Here is a 16,573-nt window from a genome sequence, read left to right as displayed (position 1 = left end):
AATTTATAGTTACTTAGTTTGAATCTCAATTTCCAATTACAAATCAAATAAAATAACCGCCTTCGCCTTTCATTTGACACATTGACTTTCTTATAGTAAACTACATACAACTATAAAAGGGGTGTAACAATAACAATGTTTATTGATGATAAAAATCAAGAATATTTTACTTTCAAAGAAATACAAATCATGCAAAATAAAAGCACAAAAAAAAATACCATTTATATAAAACTGCTTAGATTAGAAAAACAGGGGAAAATTATTCCCTATAAACCATCACAAAATATAAAGGCTTTCAAAAAATATGGTAAAAAGAGTATTAATTTATACCCCAAAGAACAAATTTTAAAATATTTTATAACGCCGGGCTCTTTAAAAAACTACAATCCCAATAAATATTTCCCCAAATATAATCTATTAGAATTAGTCAAAAATGCTATAACGTTTGAAGAGTTTGCAATAAAAATATATAAAAATCCGATAATATTGCCTAGCAAGTCCTATTATTTTAAAATTTTAAAAAAAGCAAATCCCAATTATGTTTTAGATCTAGATCAATATGGCTTATTTAAAACATTGAATAAAGATTATATAGATAATATACTTATTATTTTTAATGCAAAACCTAGAGAAAAAAGAATCCCTATTAAATGGGATAAATTAAGTATAAAAAATAAAAAAAAGGAAACAAGAAAATTTTTGGGATGGAAACTTTTCAAAAAATAACATCGCTAAACCAATAATACAAAACTATCAATAAAAAATGGAATTTTTGCAGAATTGAGATAGACTGGAATTTATCAAAAATTAAGGGAGAATTAAAATTTTATGACAACGATAATAGTGTATTCATGCTTAACCATGTGTATAGTATATTTTCACATGCAACTAAAAACATTTTTTACAATATTAATCGGATTTTGTAAAAAATGTTTTAATATTTTTTACTTATTAATAGAAATGTTAAAATTAATTTTTTATCTATTAATTACTAACAATAAATTTTATATATTTATTATAATATCAATAGCTTTAATTACAATTAATACAATAATTTAAGTTATTGTATTAATTGTAATTAGATGAGGAAAATTTTTATAAAATGAAGTATTTTAATAAGCTGCTTACTAGCTACAATATTTATTTTTAAACATTTCTATTTTATTTATGGGTTAGAATTATATAACTTTAATAATAAAAGCTTCAGATAAACTTGAAAATAGAATAATAATATATAGCAAATTATCAATAATTAAATATTTTCTTATTTCCAGCCCTTACATTGAACCCTTAAAGGACATTAAAGCTTTAAATAATAATTTAACTGTAAAAAATTATTATTTATTAGAAGTTTCTATATATTCCATAATTAAAGATCTTATAAAGCCAGAAGCTGTTAATCCCTTTTTATCTAAAATAGAATAAAATTCGACCCAATATTCATATTTCAGCCCTACACTTATTTGTTTGATTGTCATCTTTGATCTACTACCAGGCTTAACATTTGAGATCTTATTACCAATAACATCGTCCGAACGAAAAGCAAATTTAGATTTGCTAACATTTTGTTTAATAATTTCTTCTAAATCAACCTCTTTGCTTATAGGCATAAAGCATCCCCCAATCTTGAAAGCTCCAAAATAGACTTGCTCTCGGGATAATAATCAAAAATCGACTTTTTATATAGCTGAGATTCTGCTATTTTAGCATCTTGTCCAATCTCATAAAGATCATATCCAAAGGTTTTAAATTGCTCTAAGTGTAAATTATGTCTTTTAAAACTTTTATTAAGCATATTACAAACAATCTTCTCATGCTTAACCTTTTTTCTATAAGATTTTAACAAAGAATCAAACTCTTCCTTAAAAATATTAATTCCTTCAAGACTTAAAAATTCTAAAGTCACTGGAGTAACAACCTCACACATTGCAAGAATAATTCTTCGCTCCCAAAGCTCAAAACTGGGAGATAAGTCGAAAATAGCAAACTCAAATCCCAATTTTTCTAATTCTAAGCAAAAATCATCTATCAAATATGGAAAATCTTGCAATTTATGTTGCACATCTCTCCTAAAGGTTCCGCTTGGCACACATGGCAAAATATAAAAATTTTTTTGTATTTGTTTTAATATTTGATCTATATCTACTTTCTTTAAAAGAGAATCTTTAATGTCTGCCCTAAGAATTTCATGATTAAGAAACCATGTAGAAGAACTTCCTTGCTGTATATCACAATCAACTAATATAACTTTTTTTGTTTTAGATAAATAGCTTGAAATATTCCCACTTAAGGTAGTTTTGCCAACACCACCTTTTTGAATATGAAATGCTATTTTTTTCATGCAAACTTCCTTTTAATTATTTTATATCATATATTAATTATTTTATATCATATATTAATTATTTTATATCATATATTAATTATTTTATATCATATATTAATTATTTTATATCATATATTAATTATTTTAATGCAAACCAACTTTAAAGGATTAAAAATAATTTAATCCTTTAACAGTGACGCTACTCTTTTATAAAATTTTCCAATGAATCAAATCCGATCTAGTTTAAAAACGCTTAAAAGCAAAAAGAATGGTAGATGCTTTATATTCCCCCCTCTATAAAAACATCAACTATAAAAATTAAGCTAATCTTCTAATTAAGCACAATATATTATAGCCAAAAATTTTGAACTTTAAATTTATCAAAATTAACTTTTTTTTACTAGAACAAACAAAAAATGAAAAATAAAAAACGAAATCTATATTTTTTATTTAAATCTTCAAAACCTTCAAATAATTTATAATTTTTAAAAACTTTTTATTATTTTATTCACTTTTTACAAATAAATTATTTACTAATATATCCTAATTTAAGCTTTTATTAAGAAAAATAAAATAATAGTAAAAGAATATTTACTACATAATAAATTTAATATAAAGACCCTATCAATATTATAATGAACTTATTATTAAAAATTGCTTTATTATGAAATCTAAATTGTCTATATCTAAAAAACAATATTATTATCATATAATCATTAAAAAATCATGCTGCATTTACATAACAAATATAAAATCATCACAACATAGCTACCCCATAAAACAACACTAAAATAAAAGCCTTGATTATATTAAATAACAAAATTTTATTAACAAACTCTTTAAATAGGAATTTAACCAATAAAAAGTCCTAAGAAATTTCTCTCTTAAGGACTTTTTATAAATGGTTAAAGGTTAAAGATAAGTTTAAATTTACAACAATTTAGGTAAAAAACAAAATTATAAATATTTTTTTATTTGTAATGTATATTAATTGATATATAATATTAATTGATATACATTATAATATTGTAGTATGCAGATCATAATAATATATTTTTAAAGGATAAAAATGCAAAAAGAAATACCAAGAAACTATAATGAATATGTAATTGGGGAAACAAAAGGAACTTTCTTTGGAAATTCCCAATATGAAGCTAATTATCGAGCAAAAATAAATGGCTTTATAATAGATTTTTTTAAAATTCCAATAAGTTTAAAGAGCAAATATGCACTTAATATTAAAGCCCTTAGTGATCCTAATTCTTCATCCATAAATATCACAATGAATTGTATCAATACTTTTAAACTTATAGTTGACATTGTTAATATGCAAACTGGAGAAAATTACGATTATGATAAATTTATTACAGAAACAGAAACAGAAAAAATGCTTAAATATGGAACAAAAATAATTGCCGCACTAGCAAGACACTTCGACGAACAAAACAGAACTAACTTCAATGAAAGCTACTATGAATGGGAAAAAGGCTGGATAGATAAAAAATGGATAAATTATGAACCAACTGAAACAGAAATTAAAGAAATTCAGGCAATGAACCAAAAATTAAACCCTTTAAAGCTAAAATATGAAGAAAAAACCCTTAACAAAGGACAAATAAGGCTTTTAAAGGCCATCAATAAAATTGAAAGCCAATCACAACAACATCAAACTAGACCAAACAAAAAAACTAAAAAGAAATCATAAAAAAGAGACTAAAATTTAATACTTTTCATAAAAACACTATATTTTATTTATTATTATTATTATTAAATAATATTTACAAAATTAAAAAAATAAAATATTATATATATAAGGTAGAAAACGATCTACCAACAGTCCCCAACACCCCTATTAATCCTCTCCAAATAAGATTAGGGGTAGGGACTTCTTTTTTACTAAAAAAACATTCAGCACCTAAACCAATAAGTTTATAGCAAATAAAAAAAATGAAAATCTAAAAAACATAAATTAACTAAAAATTAAATTCCTATTTAAATAGGAAGCATTAAATATTAATACGATAATTGATATTTAAATCATAAACTCTAAAAATAACTGTACATAATTAACCTTAGTGATAAATAAAATTTAATCTTAAATAGAATTAGATTTTCTATGAAAAAATCTAATTCTATAAAAAAATTTTAAAAAAACATGGGAATACTCAATTATTGAACTAATAATTGAGTATTAAATATTCTCCTTTTTTAAAATTAAAAGAATTTATTATCAATATTTACTTCATACCATACATTCTTTTAAATGAACCTCTTATTTTTAAGAGGTTTTCTTTTTATATGAGGAAAAATCAAAAGTCAATTAAACTATTTGAAACAAAATTTTTGCTAAGCAAATATACAAACTTTTTACTTATTTTAATGAACAACTTTAATATCTGAAGCAAATCTCTAAAAATATCGAAAGATATTTTCCTTGAACAATCAATAAAAATATTTATATAGCTAAAATTTTTATAAATTTCAGACTTAATAATCAAAACAGTTTACTAAAATTATTTAAGCCTGCTATCATATAATAAGTTCATAATGAAAAGTAAAGCTTTTGTATTATTAATATTTTTGATTCAAAATTTAACAATATATTCTCAAAGCACAAACTATGAATTTAAACAAGCTAAAATTAAAAATATAAAAGGAATATTTATTAATTATAAAGTCTATATAACAGAAAATATAGCAATTGATAATGTAAAAACCTTAAATCATATTTCAACATTTAAAATCAATCTTGTTGTTGACAAAAAAATTGCGACTTCTATTAAAAATGAGCAAGATGTAATTAAAGCTGGAAATGAATGTGGAATCTTTTTAGAATTTCAAATTAATAACCGCATATACTATGCCAAATTTTCATCAATAAAATATATTTTAAAAGCAATTGAAAGTTTTACCAAAATAAAAAATACAATTAATAATTTAGAAATTAAAAGCCTTGAAGATAATGGAATTTTTTTATATAAAAATGGCCTCTCATATAATTTAAAAACAGATTTTCAAGAAACAGCAATCTTTGTAAATTTTCTTGGCTTTAAAGATAATACCGGAAGGCCTTACTTCATCTTTTACTATGACAATATAGACAATAAAGATAAAAATTTAAAAACAATCTTAATTTCCTTTGAAGAGTTCCACAATGGAATAAGAGAAGGTCTATTCTTGCTGAGGAATGAAAAAGCTATACTGGAATTCATCAATCTTTCAAAAAGATTGACACAATAAATAATCCCCTATAAAAGGGTCGATTAACCTGAGCTTAAAAAGTCTTAAGCTCAAGTTAACTCTCACTAAGTCTTTTAGCTTTTAAATTAAAATCGTCCAAAAATTTTTTAAAAGGTATCTTGCTAAAATTTACAACAACATCATTCATAAACGCATAAATTCTAAATGCCGCTATATTATCACCACCCAAAGCAACAAATTTCATAAATTCGCTTTCTGAAATACTAAATTTATAAATTTCTACCTTAATGTTTTTTTCAGTAATCACTGTTGTATAATCATAGGGAAAATATGAATCATAAAAATCGTTATAATAAACAACACGTTTACTATTTTCTAAAACTAACTTACCTTTAGACTCAAATCTAGTATCTGTAATTATTTTTTCAAGCTTTATTTGACTAGAATTTCTAGACTCAACTTTGACTAAAATAAAATATTCCTTTTTATTTTTTAACTTATCATATCTAATAGAAATTACAGACCTAAATGTCCCATCTCTAGAATAATTTACCCCAATATCATATTGTGAATCTAATACTTGAGAAAACCTATCATAAGCTATTTGATAAGTTTGACAAGAAATTAAAAATATTAAAATAAAATTTTTTACAATAAATTTTGCATTCATCAAAACCTTCCTTTAGTTTATCTTATATTTATTTTTAAAAAATTACTCAAAATTAAAAAATTAAATAATATAATCAATTCAAATAAAAACATTCTAATTTTACAGCTTGAATTAAAATTAAAAAACCATTATTATTAGGTATTGTTCTAACAAAAACCAATTTAAAAGATTAGACTATATCTAATCCCAATTTTATATAAATTTCAAAGTGCATCTATAGGAGAAATTGTGTATACTGACCCACAGTCAATTATCAGTACTTACTTTGTAAAAAATAAAAAAATATTCATTATCAACCCGATAGCTTTTAAATTTGAACTTAATTTTGAAAAAACTATTCAAACAAACCCAAAAAAGAATATAACACTCAAAAAATTTAAAGGTGGAATTATTAGTTTAAAATTAAGATCAGATGAATTCTCTAAATTGCCAAAAGAAATTCTAAAAGAGAACCTTGAGTTTTATATTAATTATGTGAGTGAAGAAAGACTTAAAATAGTTTACGATATGATGCCAGTTAAAGTCTATACGATTGATTTAAAAGCTAATAATAAAGATAAAATTTACCTAATTGGGCTTAAAATACTTGGCTCTATTTATAGAAAAGAAAATATAGAAAATGCATTTATTCCTATTATAAAAAATAACAATACTTACCTTTTTGGAAACAAAGCGAACAACCAAAAAGTTAATTTACTCTTAAAAGGGATCAACAAAACCATTGAACTTCCTTTTTTAACAAAAATCAGCTATTCTAATATCAAAATTATCAATAACGCCGATATAAAAACTAGTGAAAATTTAAATGTAAGCATTAAAACAACAAATAGAATTTTATTAAATCTAAGCACAAAAATCTACGAAGAACTAATCTTGACAAATTCAAATCAAATAAAAACTATCAACAGTAAACAAAAAATTCTAAAAACGTTAAGATCTTTTATTGAAAATGAGAATGGATTAGGGGGCAAGATAAGATTAATCTTCTTAGAAAAAACAAATTTTTTGATCAAATATTTAAACTCAAATAGCCTGGACTTTATCTTAAATGACATCAATATTATACAAGAAAACAGCTGTATTAAAATTGATATCACTTTATTAGAAGATGAAATTGAAAAAAAATACTTAAACCAAACCCCAAGTATAGCCCCATTTCTTAAAAATATCACCTTATTATAACTTTTTTTGGATAGACATAAATTACTGTAATAAGCCCTAGATATATCATCTAACACCTGTTGGCAAATAATCTACTAAAAGTATTCAACATATAACCTACCTCCTTGAAACTAACACACAATATATAATAAAATTAAACTAATGAGGTATTTATGTTAAGTATTAACGGAGTAAGGCTTTATTCTTTAAAAGAATTCCAAAATATATTAGAAGATTCTTATAATCTTTCAATTAGCAAAAATACTATATCTAAGAAATCAAAAATTTTAAAATGTGCAATTCATGTAGACAACCGTCCTTATCTTTTAGAAGATTTTTGTACATATTTTCTAATGGATTTTAGAAGGCCAAAGCCTATAACAAATAGCATGAAAGAAACAATTCAATTAAGAATTGAGCAAGCAAAAAAAATAATGAACCGAAAATCTACAAAGCATGAAATACAAACTGTTTCTAAACACATAGGTCATATTTTATAATCCATTATATTGACATTTCAAAAACATTATTATAGAATATGTTAAAAGCTAATTATTTAGTTTGTAACACCGTAAAAATTCAAATTACAAACTAAATAATTGAAAAAGCTTCTGAAACTACAACAAATTTCACTTCAGAAGCCAGGATAATATAATGATAATAAAAATAAAAAATAATGTCAATAAAAATTTTAATAATCTCATAACATTAGAAGAACTTATAAAAAACAACCAAAAAAACACAAACTCTAATTTAATAAAATTAAAGTACTCAAGATTAAAATCATATTTAACTAAAAAAAGGGCAATATACCAAAGGATGCTAAAGGTATGTTGGGCAATTGAACTTAAAAATAAAGAATACTATAAATCTAACAAACTTAAAACATATTCCACAACAGAAATATATAATATAGTTAACAAATGTCTTGCAAAAGATAATCAAAAAACATCAATCAGGACCTTGGAATATGATATATCATTTTTAAATCAAGTACTATTAATAACAACTAAACTAAAACATTTAGGCAAAGATAATGGAAGCTTTGCATTTTATATACAAAATAAAAATCTTTGGAGACACCGCTTTACAGTTATTCAAGAAGCAATTAATAAAGAAATCGAAGAATATTTAAAAGATAAAAAAATAGTATCTGATTTTTCTAAAGAAATTGACAATACTAAAAACAAAAATAATATAAAACCCAGAAGCTCAATTGCAGATGAATCAATTGCAGATGCTATACCTAAAGGTATAGAAGATATATATAAGATAAAGAATTCTATAAGAAAAAAAGATAATAAAATACATAAAATTTCCTACAAAGAATATATCGCAAGAAGGCTGGTGAAAGTCCATAAAATAGAAAAACTTCAAATAACAAAAATACTAAAAATAAGCAATAATGAAAAAACATATATAAATGCACTAAGAAACCTAAGTTTAGCAATAGAAAAATATAAAAAAGAATATAGAATTGAAGATATTTCAAATCATTTTATAAAAGAGTTTAAAAATAAATATAGTAAAAAAATATGGATGATGAATGGAAAAACTGACAAAACAAACGACTTTAATGAAATCTGGGAAACAAGATTCAAAAAAACTTTTTTAAATAAAAGTTTAGAAGAAAATTATTATAATGACCATGGGAAAGATAAAAAAAATATTTTTAATAACAAGAAAAGAATAAGTCTGACTTTTTCTAACTATAAAGGGATTAAAAAAATAAGCAAAATTAAAATTAATTGAAAATTATTCATTTATATAATATGCTAACAATTTATAAATAAAAATTTCTTTAACTTAATAGGTGTATTTCGGATTAAATGTATTTATAAATATACAAAAGCCCCCCCCATAATAATATGATAGTTTAGATTATATCTTAAAAAGATATAATCACACGTCATATGAAAAGCTTTTTGTTAGATATTTGTTCATTTTAAAAAATATACATTGCTATAGAAAAACATATTAAAAGCTACAATTTTTATAAAACCAGTCTTTAGTTCAGCTACAAGATGTAGACTCTTCTTACTACAACACCTTCTTTAAGTATGATTACTCAGAATAGTAATAACGAGAAAGAAAGTAATATTTAAACAGGATTTTTGAAAAACAAAACTCAAGCAACAATAATAATAATAAAGATATTTCTAATTTATGAAACTTTAATATCTAAAATGACTTATTGACTCATGGTTAAGCCAGTAGCTAATAAAAACGAAAATTTAGACCTTGTTTGACTAGCAATATTGTTAGTAGTCTTTAATAGAGCCCAAACACAAGCTCTTATATTCTTTAAATGCATATTTAAAAATAAAGAATATTTAAAAAAGATTTAGAGCAATCAAGAAAAGATTATTTAGAAAATTTAAAAAGAGATTCCTGAAATCCTAACCCACAAAAATAAGCTTAATTGGGAAATTAACTGTAACTATGATGATAGTATAATAAAAAATTATTTTTGCTCAAACTTACAAATGATGTCACTAAAATTTAACGTAATGTGATGAAAATCTTATAAGTGTGTCAATATTAATAGATTTTAGCATGAGGTGTAATTGTTGGAAAAATTTTTTAGCGACATACCCACTGTAAATCAAAAACCAAACACTAAAACATATAAAAGGTAACATTGTACCTTGAATTCTTTATTATAACAATGGTGTTGGCAATATAGAATTTTTCTTTCATATTCTTTGAAAGAAAAATTAGAAACTTAAAGTTAACTGTTTATTATATATAGTTTTTGAAAAAGGTCCATATAATGAACATTATTATTAAATAATAAGTTTCTTAAAATAAAATAATTTTATATTTATTTAAGGAAAGCGGTGTTACTTTTTTATTCATAAATAGAATATAAAACTATTGCTGTGGAAACTTCTACTAATTCTTTTTCTATAAGATCAATGAAATAAGATAGGTTAAATTAGCCAAAGTTTATTAATTATTTTATCAGTATAAATTAAAAATAAAGAAAAAAGGGAAAAAGAAAAAAAATAATTAGGTATGAAAAAGATAATATGAGGAATGATTTTTATTTTTAATAATAAGTGTTGTAATAATATCTTATGAAGGGGTTTAAAAGTCTCGATGTATAAAAAAATAAAAAGCAGACAAAGCTAATGAGAAGGTGATTGATTTAGAAAAAGCAAATAAAAAGATAAAAGATTCGATTACTTTTGCAGTAAGTGCAGAAGTAATCGAATCTTTAGTTAAGCTAGTAGACTTTCGTATTAATAAGAAGCCCATATGTACAATTTCATAGGAATAGCAATAAGTTTATGCTCTATTAAAGCCATGAATATATAAATATTCTAGAAAAAGAAGGTATGGAAAAAAATATTTTGACAATAATATTTATGTTGGTAAGTTTATTATTATGTAATAATAGTAAATCTTAATGAATTAATGGACAAAACAAAAGAAAAGTATGTAGAAAAAAAAAGAAGCCAAGAAAGATTTAGACTTTATAGGAAAAACCCAGGAAGGCAGAGAAGCTATTGAACAACATATTAGAGAAAGAGAAAAACAAATTGCAAGCGTTAGTACAGGACCCGTCAATGTAGAGAGTTTGGCGATTTTAAATTCCCTCCCTGTTACTTTCAAGAAAAAATAGAGATAAAGGAAGAAGAATTAGTTTCAAGTACTGATGAAGAAAAGAAAGCAGAAAAATCAATTAGCAATGTAAAGAATGTTCTTAAAGATTTAGAATTTACTGAATTAGTTGTTAACGTGCATAAACTTAAAAACGAATTTAAACAATTAAAAACTTCTTTCTCTAATATGCCTGAAACGATGGGAATCAAGAAAGAGATAAAAAAACTTATTCAAAAGAAGCAAAATTTGTACTAGTAAATTTTAAGAGATGATAGAATATATTGAGAATTTTTTCTTAAAATTGAATTATACGGATAAGACTGGAAAATAAAAGATTTAACAAAAAATATTTAAACGATTATTATCTTCAAAATATATACTAGTAAAAAACGGTATAAGAACATAAATGACATAAGCATCTATAATATTTTCAACCTTTTTTGATTATTTCAAATATTACCTTTTTTCTTTTGTTAATTTATAACCAACTTATTCCCTTACTAATAGAAGTATTATTCTTTCTTTAATAGTAAGTAAATATCCTAAAACTACCCCATCAATAGCAGAATACTTAAAGTATTTGTATTTTATTAAATTAAAGTTTTAAAGTTTGGATTTTATAGTTTTTTATATGCAAACATAAAAAATGAATAATTTTAAGAAACTAGTAAATAAAGATAAGCTGAAGTTAAGTTAAGAATAAATGTGAAACAAAAAATGAAATGTTTTAAAGAGTTAATAGATTTTCTTAATAATAAGTCATTATATTCTTCTTTAAATAAGAAAGAGGAAAAATTATTTCATTTCTCTTCATTTATAATGAAAATAAGATAAAAAATTTTGTAGAAATTCTTAAAAATAGAATCAGATAGCATAAAATATGGTTTGTAAACATAAAATGCCATATTAATGCAATTGGATTTTAAAGAAGTTATGAATGGATTAGAGGAGAATAAAGAAAAACCCGATCAATTAGATCTTTATGATTTAATAGGATTGAAAACAAAGCTTGAAGATTTTTGCAATAAAAAATTAATAGTACATCTTAAGAAAAAATTAAAAATCTAATTATAGTTGAAATTCTAAAAATGAGATCGGCATATAATATGTCAAGTTATCTTTCTATTTGTATTTAGATTAAATGAAAATACTATTAATAGTAAAATTAGCTTAGTATTTTGTGAATTAAAATTGTAATAATTTTGTCTCTTTCAATAAGAATAGTTTGTTAAATTTTGGGATCCTAGTTAAAATGATCTAAAGTTAGTACTAACTTTAAAGGAGAGGAAGCATGAAAGTTCAAAGTAAATATTTAGCTTTGGGATTACTTTTTGGTTTTATCAGTTGTGATTTATTTATGAGAGATAAAATGAAAGAGGAATCTCTTGATTTGTTTAATGAGGGGAGCTCTATTTTAGATTCTGGTGGCAAAAAATCTGTTAAAAAGTATATTAACAAGCAAGGTGAAGACAAGGTTAATAGAAATAAAGGCAAAGATAAAGTTGTTAAAAAAACTTCGCCTACTCATAGTATAAAGATGGAGTCTACCAATAATAGTAATTTATTACAAAAAAATATAATTTCAGAAAAAGAAAATTTAAAAACTGAACTATTAAGAGAACAGCCTGAGCTTAGAAAAGAAAAAATACAAAAACAACAAGGGGTATATAAAGGGGCGACTCAAGGAAGTTTAAGTTCCCTTAAAGGCGAAAGTAGTGAATTGAGGGAGGAGACTATTCAAAGCAATGAAATTGATTTTACTATAAGTTCTTATCAAACTATTTCAGGCTCAAACTCTATTTCGTCAATATATGAAATAGAGGAAGAAGATTATGATAAGTCTTCTTATTTAGAAGAAGATTATGAGTATAATGATGAATATGATGAAGAAATAAGATTAAGCAATCGATATGAATCTTATCTAGAAGGTGTTAAATATAATGTAGATTCAGCAATTAAAACAATTGTTAAGATATATAATAATTATACATTGATTTCAATAAAGCAAGCCCAAATGTATTCTACACGACTTGACTACCTTACTAAAGATAAGGCTAAAGAAGAGGCTAAAAAGTTTACAAAAGTAAAGCTTGAAAAAGATCTTAATGCCCTATTGACTTATATTCAAGTGAGTGCAAAGACCGCAACAAATTTTGTATACGCAAGAGAAGTATATGCAGAGAAGATATTAAATGGTATTGAAACAGGAATAAAAAATTTAATTTCAAAGGTCAAAGAAAAATCTAATTCATACGAAGCATATAAAGCAATAATAAGTTCAATATTATCAATAAAAGATTCTCTTAAAAGAGTGCAAAGTGTCATTGATAATAATGGTGTTTGGTACTAATACTTAATATTATTTGAATTTGAAACAGGTTGCAAAAGTATGTAGCTTGTTTCAAATTAAATAAAGAAAGTCTTAGTTTAATATTGTTTAAAACATTGTTACTGTTACTACTAAAATACCAGAAACACTTAAAAAGTTGCTAAGCAAAAATTTAAAAAGCTTGGGAGATTTGAAGTTAAGATTAGAGAAATTTTCTACAGCTAAGACCAATTTTGAAAACATTTACAAAGCCTTGAATAAAAAGTGCTTAGATTGCTAGTAAAAATTTAAAATCTATTTCAAACTTTCTTGATTATGCAAATTTTCAATCCAATGGCCTAAAAAACCTAGAAGAAACATAATACATATTGAAAAAACCTCTTTGGCGCCGTTAAAAATTAGTATAAACTTCCTTAGTTACAATGGAGAACATGTTTTTATCTATCTTGTATCCACTTTGTGTTGTGGTTGACAACCCCACATATTTATTCCAACACTAGTTTATATTAATAGCAAATATTAGAAGTATACTAAAGAAATATAATTTATTACTTTTCAACTTTTTTGGAAAGCGCTTTAACTTTTGTTAAAGTAAGAAGAAATTTTACTTGTCATGGTCACAATTTTTTTAAAAGTTTAATTATTGGATTGAGCGCGGTTTTGAAGCTCTCTACAAGCTTATCAAAGGCCGCAATATAAGTATTATGTTGATTTTTTATAATTGAAATGTGATTGATGAAATCAGTGTTGTTAAGGGTCTAAAATTCCTTAAATAAAGGATTGTTTTGTTCTTTAAAATACAATCAATCACTATTGATTTTAAAACTTTTTAAATACTAAGGAGAAGCTTTTACCCTGTTTTGCACTTTTTTGATATTAAGATTGTTCGTGTTTTTTATCCTAGCAGCAGTTTAATACCTTAAAAAGAGCCTTATTTAAGGCTGCAAATTCTATTTCGTCCTCCCCCCTAACTTGCCGCTTTCAATAATGCTCTTATCTAATTACACCAGCTTTTTCCGACAAAATCTCTTTAATTCAACAAAGTATTCCATAACTTTTTGATAAAAACATGTTAATTTTAGTTATAAATTAAGCTTTGCTACACATAATAAGAATTATATGAAAAGGCTTGTGCCTAGATTTGCCATTCATTCGTGACATTTTTAAGTAAAATTGAGAGGCAATATTTATGAACAAAGAATGTGTTATTTTATTATTATATGCAATATTAACCCTCTTATTAAGTATTGAGTTGTGATTTATTAGAAAATAACGCTCAAACAAAAATGAATGATATTGCTAATTTATAAAAAAAGTATATTAATTTGGATTACGGATGCTTAAGTAAAAAAGAGTCTACAAATTAAAAATTATCAAGTTAGGTTAGGTGTAAATAATAATAGGAATCACTTTTTTTATTCTAGAGTATCTAATTTTAAACGTCTCAAACGTCAATGTAAAGCCTCTTTATCTTACAAAAAAATAATTAATCTTGTTTGAAAAAAACAAAAAATGATATATATATAATATATTTGTTAAATTTTTTAATTTATGCCCATATTTGTATAATGTATTTCTGCTGTAAACTTTTTCTGATTTGGCAATTATTTTCATAGATTTATTTATTTTATCATAAAATGTAAACTCAACTTTTTGATAATTTTTATTACTTGTAAGACATTTTTAATGTTTTTAAATAATTTTTTGATTTGTATAAATCCTTATTAATATCACTGACTTTTACAATTTCTTTTTTGTTAATATAATCATTATATATTTTTTTAAACTTTACTCTAGTATCTTTTAAATCAGAAAATAGATCTTGTATTTCATCATCAAACTTTCTCTTCCAATTCTTTGCTTTATAGAATTACTGCTACTTACAGAATAGACAATATCATCATATATGGCATGTATATTTTATCTTCAATTTCTTTTCCCAATATTTCATTTTATTTAATATTATCAATATCTTTAATTATTTTATTTATTTGATTTTTAGCTTTTAAAATCTTATTTTTGGTTATCTTATCAAGATAATTATCTTTTGTGTTTTCTTTTATTCGTTTTTTATTCTCTTAATTTTCTCTCTGTTATCTTTTCTTTTTTTCCTTGTATGTTTTGTATTCTTCTTCTTTTTTTAAAGAGCTTTAGATCCTACGCATTTGTAATTATTTATTGAAAATTTATTAGTATTTTTATGTTTATCTTGTGTTGGCGCAGATTTTCTATTATTATAAATTTAATATCTATCTTTAAAAAAGGTTTTTATTACTTTTTCCGTTTTTACAAAAAAATTAATCCCTGTTTATATTTCGTGTGTTTATACTTTGTATTGCTTGTTTTATAAATCTTGTTTTATTTGGAATAATAATATCAATAATAATCAAGACCATTTATTTAAAATGTATTAATTATACTCTTGAAATCATATTAAAAAAGTAATCTTAGATTGGTTATGAAGAGCTTAATACATTAATTTTTTTATTAATGCGCCATTTTTAGGATAATTGTCATTTTTATTATTAATTTTGTTCTTCTATGGAGAACTAATTAATGAATAGCTAAAGATTATGATTTCCTAAAACCAACGACATTTTATATGTGCTTGGTTTTTATGATATTGTTTTAACTTTCTATTGAAACAGATTTAGTATACAAGGTGTGGTTATTGGAAAGATGTTTTGTGAATTAGAGTTGCATTTAATTTTATGTAGTGGTTCTTTTTAACTGATAATCAAATAGCAATCAATTTAAAGTTGTTTAGTTGTAAAGCCAAAACCAAATATATTATTTACCATAGAATTAATCTTGGACGCATAAATAGATAGTAATCTGTTTATGTTTAAATTTTCAATAATCTGGAAATTTAATTGGATTGAATTAGAGAATATGTTTGAATTTGTAAACTGTTACCTAATGTATGAAAAAGTATATCAGATTTGAAATTGTAAAAGGTTTTGATATTTAAATTTTTTAGACGAGTTAATAGAATTCTAAAAGCCATAATAATTTAAATTAAAATTGGCTAACAATGCTAGAAGAATTGATAAGATGTCAACCAATTAGAATGAATTCATTTGGATTAATTCTATATAAAATTTGGCTATTAGTAGATTTGGGCGTTTAAAAAAATTATATAAAGCAGCATATAAACATTGTACATGTTGCTCTATATAAAAAATTAAAAATTTGGAGTATGAATTTTTAGGTTAAATCTTAAATTATTGAGGTTAATCTTTTTTGGAGCCAAAATTTTTATACTATTAAAAAATTAAAA

12 protein-coding genes and 1 pseudogene are annotated in these 16,573 nt (G+C 23.4%); 10 read left to right on the top strand and 3 right to left on the bottom strand.

Features of this window, described 5'->3' with window-relative positions; all coding sequences use genetic code 11:
- Nucleotides 1-135: 135 nt before the first annotated feature.
- Nucleotides 136-726, top strand: a complete 591-nt coding sequence (locus QIA31_RS00210) for a hypothetical protein (RefSeq protein WP_301393574.1) — start codon at nucleotides 136-138, stop codon at nucleotides 724-726.
- A gap of 611 nt (nucleotides 727-1,337) precedes the next feature.
- Here QIA31_RS00210 and QIA31_RS00205 read toward each other — a convergent pair.
- Together QIA31_RS00205 and QIA31_RS00200 are read right to left on the bottom strand one after the other, a co-directional pair.
- Nucleotides 1,338-1,610 carry a hypothetical protein gene (locus QIA31_RS00205; RefSeq protein ID WP_301393571.1) on the bottom strand — a complete coding sequence of 91 codons (273 nt, stop codon included), beginning with the start codon at nucleotides 1,608-1,610 and terminating at the stop codon, nucleotides 1,338-1,340.
- Nucleotides 1,601-2,341 carry a ParA family protein gene (locus QIA31_RS00200; RefSeq protein WP_301393569.1) on the bottom strand — a complete coding sequence of 247 codons (741 nt, stop codon included), beginning with the start codon at nucleotides 2,339-2,341 and terminating at the stop codon, nucleotides 1,601-1,603. Before QIA31_RS00200 ends, QIA31_RS00205 begins: the two co-directional genes overlap by 10 nt.
- Before the next feature lie 1,051 nt (nucleotides 2,342-3,392).
- On the opposite strand from QIA31_RS00200, the gene QIA31_RS00195 reads away from it, so the two are divergent.
- Both QIA31_RS00195 and QIA31_RS00190 read left to right on the top strand, forming a co-directional pair.
- On the top strand, nucleotides 3,393-4,028 hold the full coding sequence (locus QIA31_RS00195; RefSeq protein WP_301393565.1) for a hypothetical protein: 636 nt from the start codon (nucleotides 3,393-3,395) through the stop codon (nucleotides 4,026-4,028).
- Nucleotides 4,029-4,870: 842 nt separating this feature from the next.
- On the top strand, nucleotides 4,871-5,563 hold the full coding sequence (locus tag QIA31_RS00190) for a hypothetical protein (RefSeq protein ID WP_301393562.1): 693 nt from the start codon (nucleotides 4,871-4,873) through the stop codon (nucleotides 5,561-5,563).
- 55 nt (nucleotides 5,564-5,618) lie between these two features.
- On the opposite strand, the gene QIA31_RS00185 is transcribed toward QIA31_RS00190, so the two are convergent.
- Complete coding sequence (locus tag QIA31_RS00185) at nucleotides 5,619-6,194, bottom strand: hypothetical protein (protein WP_301393560.1); 576 nt, start codon at nucleotides 6,192-6,194, stop codon at nucleotides 5,619-5,621.
- 228 nt (nucleotides 6,195-6,422) lie between these two features.
- On the opposite strand from QIA31_RS00185, the gene QIA31_RS00180 reads away from it, so the two are divergent.
- From QIA31_RS00180 to QIA31_RS00150, 7 genes and pseudogenes are all read left to right on the top strand, one after another.
- Nucleotides 6,423-7,376, top strand: coding sequence for a hypothetical protein (locus QIA31_RS00180; RefSeq protein WP_301393556.1), 954 nt, complete (start codon nucleotides 6,423-6,425; stop codon nucleotides 7,374-7,376).
- 152 nt (nucleotides 7,377-7,528) lie between these two features.
- On the top strand, nucleotides 7,529-7,855 hold the full coding sequence (locus tag QIA31_RS00175) for a hypothetical protein (protein ID WP_301393554.1): 327 nt from the start codon (nucleotides 7,529-7,531) through the stop codon (nucleotides 7,853-7,855).
- A gap of 154 nt (nucleotides 7,856-8,009) precedes the next feature.
- Entirely contained in the window at nucleotides 8,010-9,107 is a 1,098-nt protein-coding gene (locus QIA31_RS00170; RefSeq protein ID WP_301393552.1) for a plasmid maintenance protein, read from the top strand.
- 1,866 nt (nucleotides 9,108-10,973) lie between these two features.
- A pseudogene (locus QIA31_RS00165) lies at nucleotides 10,974-11,219 on the top strand (P12 family lipoprotein); the annotation flags it as partial.
- A gap of 678 nt (nucleotides 11,220-11,897) precedes the next feature.
- Nucleotides 11,898-12,032: a hypothetical protein gene (locus QIA31_RS00160; protein WP_301393550.1), complete on the top strand. Its 135-nt coding sequence runs from the start codon at nucleotides 11,898-11,900 to the stop codon at nucleotides 12,030-12,032.
- Nucleotides 12,033-12,255: 223 nt separating this feature from the next.
- Nucleotides 12,256-13,314 carry a ferrous iron transporter A gene (locus tag QIA31_RS00155; RefSeq protein ID WP_301393548.1) on the top strand — a complete coding sequence of 353 codons (1,059 nt, stop codon included), beginning with the start codon at nucleotides 12,256-12,258 and terminating at the stop codon, nucleotides 13,312-13,314.
- A gap of 1,341 nt (nucleotides 13,315-14,655) precedes the next feature.
- Nucleotides 14,656-14,793 carry a DUF5425 family lipoprotein gene (locus QIA31_RS00150; protein ID WP_363325305.1) on the top strand — a complete coding sequence of 46 codons (138 nt, stop codon included), beginning with the start codon at nucleotides 14,656-14,658 and terminating at the stop codon, nucleotides 14,791-14,793.
- Nucleotides 14,794-16,573 lie beyond the last annotated feature (1,780 nt).

It is taken from the genome of [Borrelia] turdi (genome assembly GCF_030439285.2).
Classification (GTDB): domain Bacteria; phylum Spirochaetota; class Spirochaetia; order Borreliales; family Borreliaceae; genus Borreliella; species Borreliella turdi.
The sequence above is the reverse complement of the archived record's forward strand: the minus strand, read 5'-3'. Positions and strand labels throughout refer to the sequence as shown.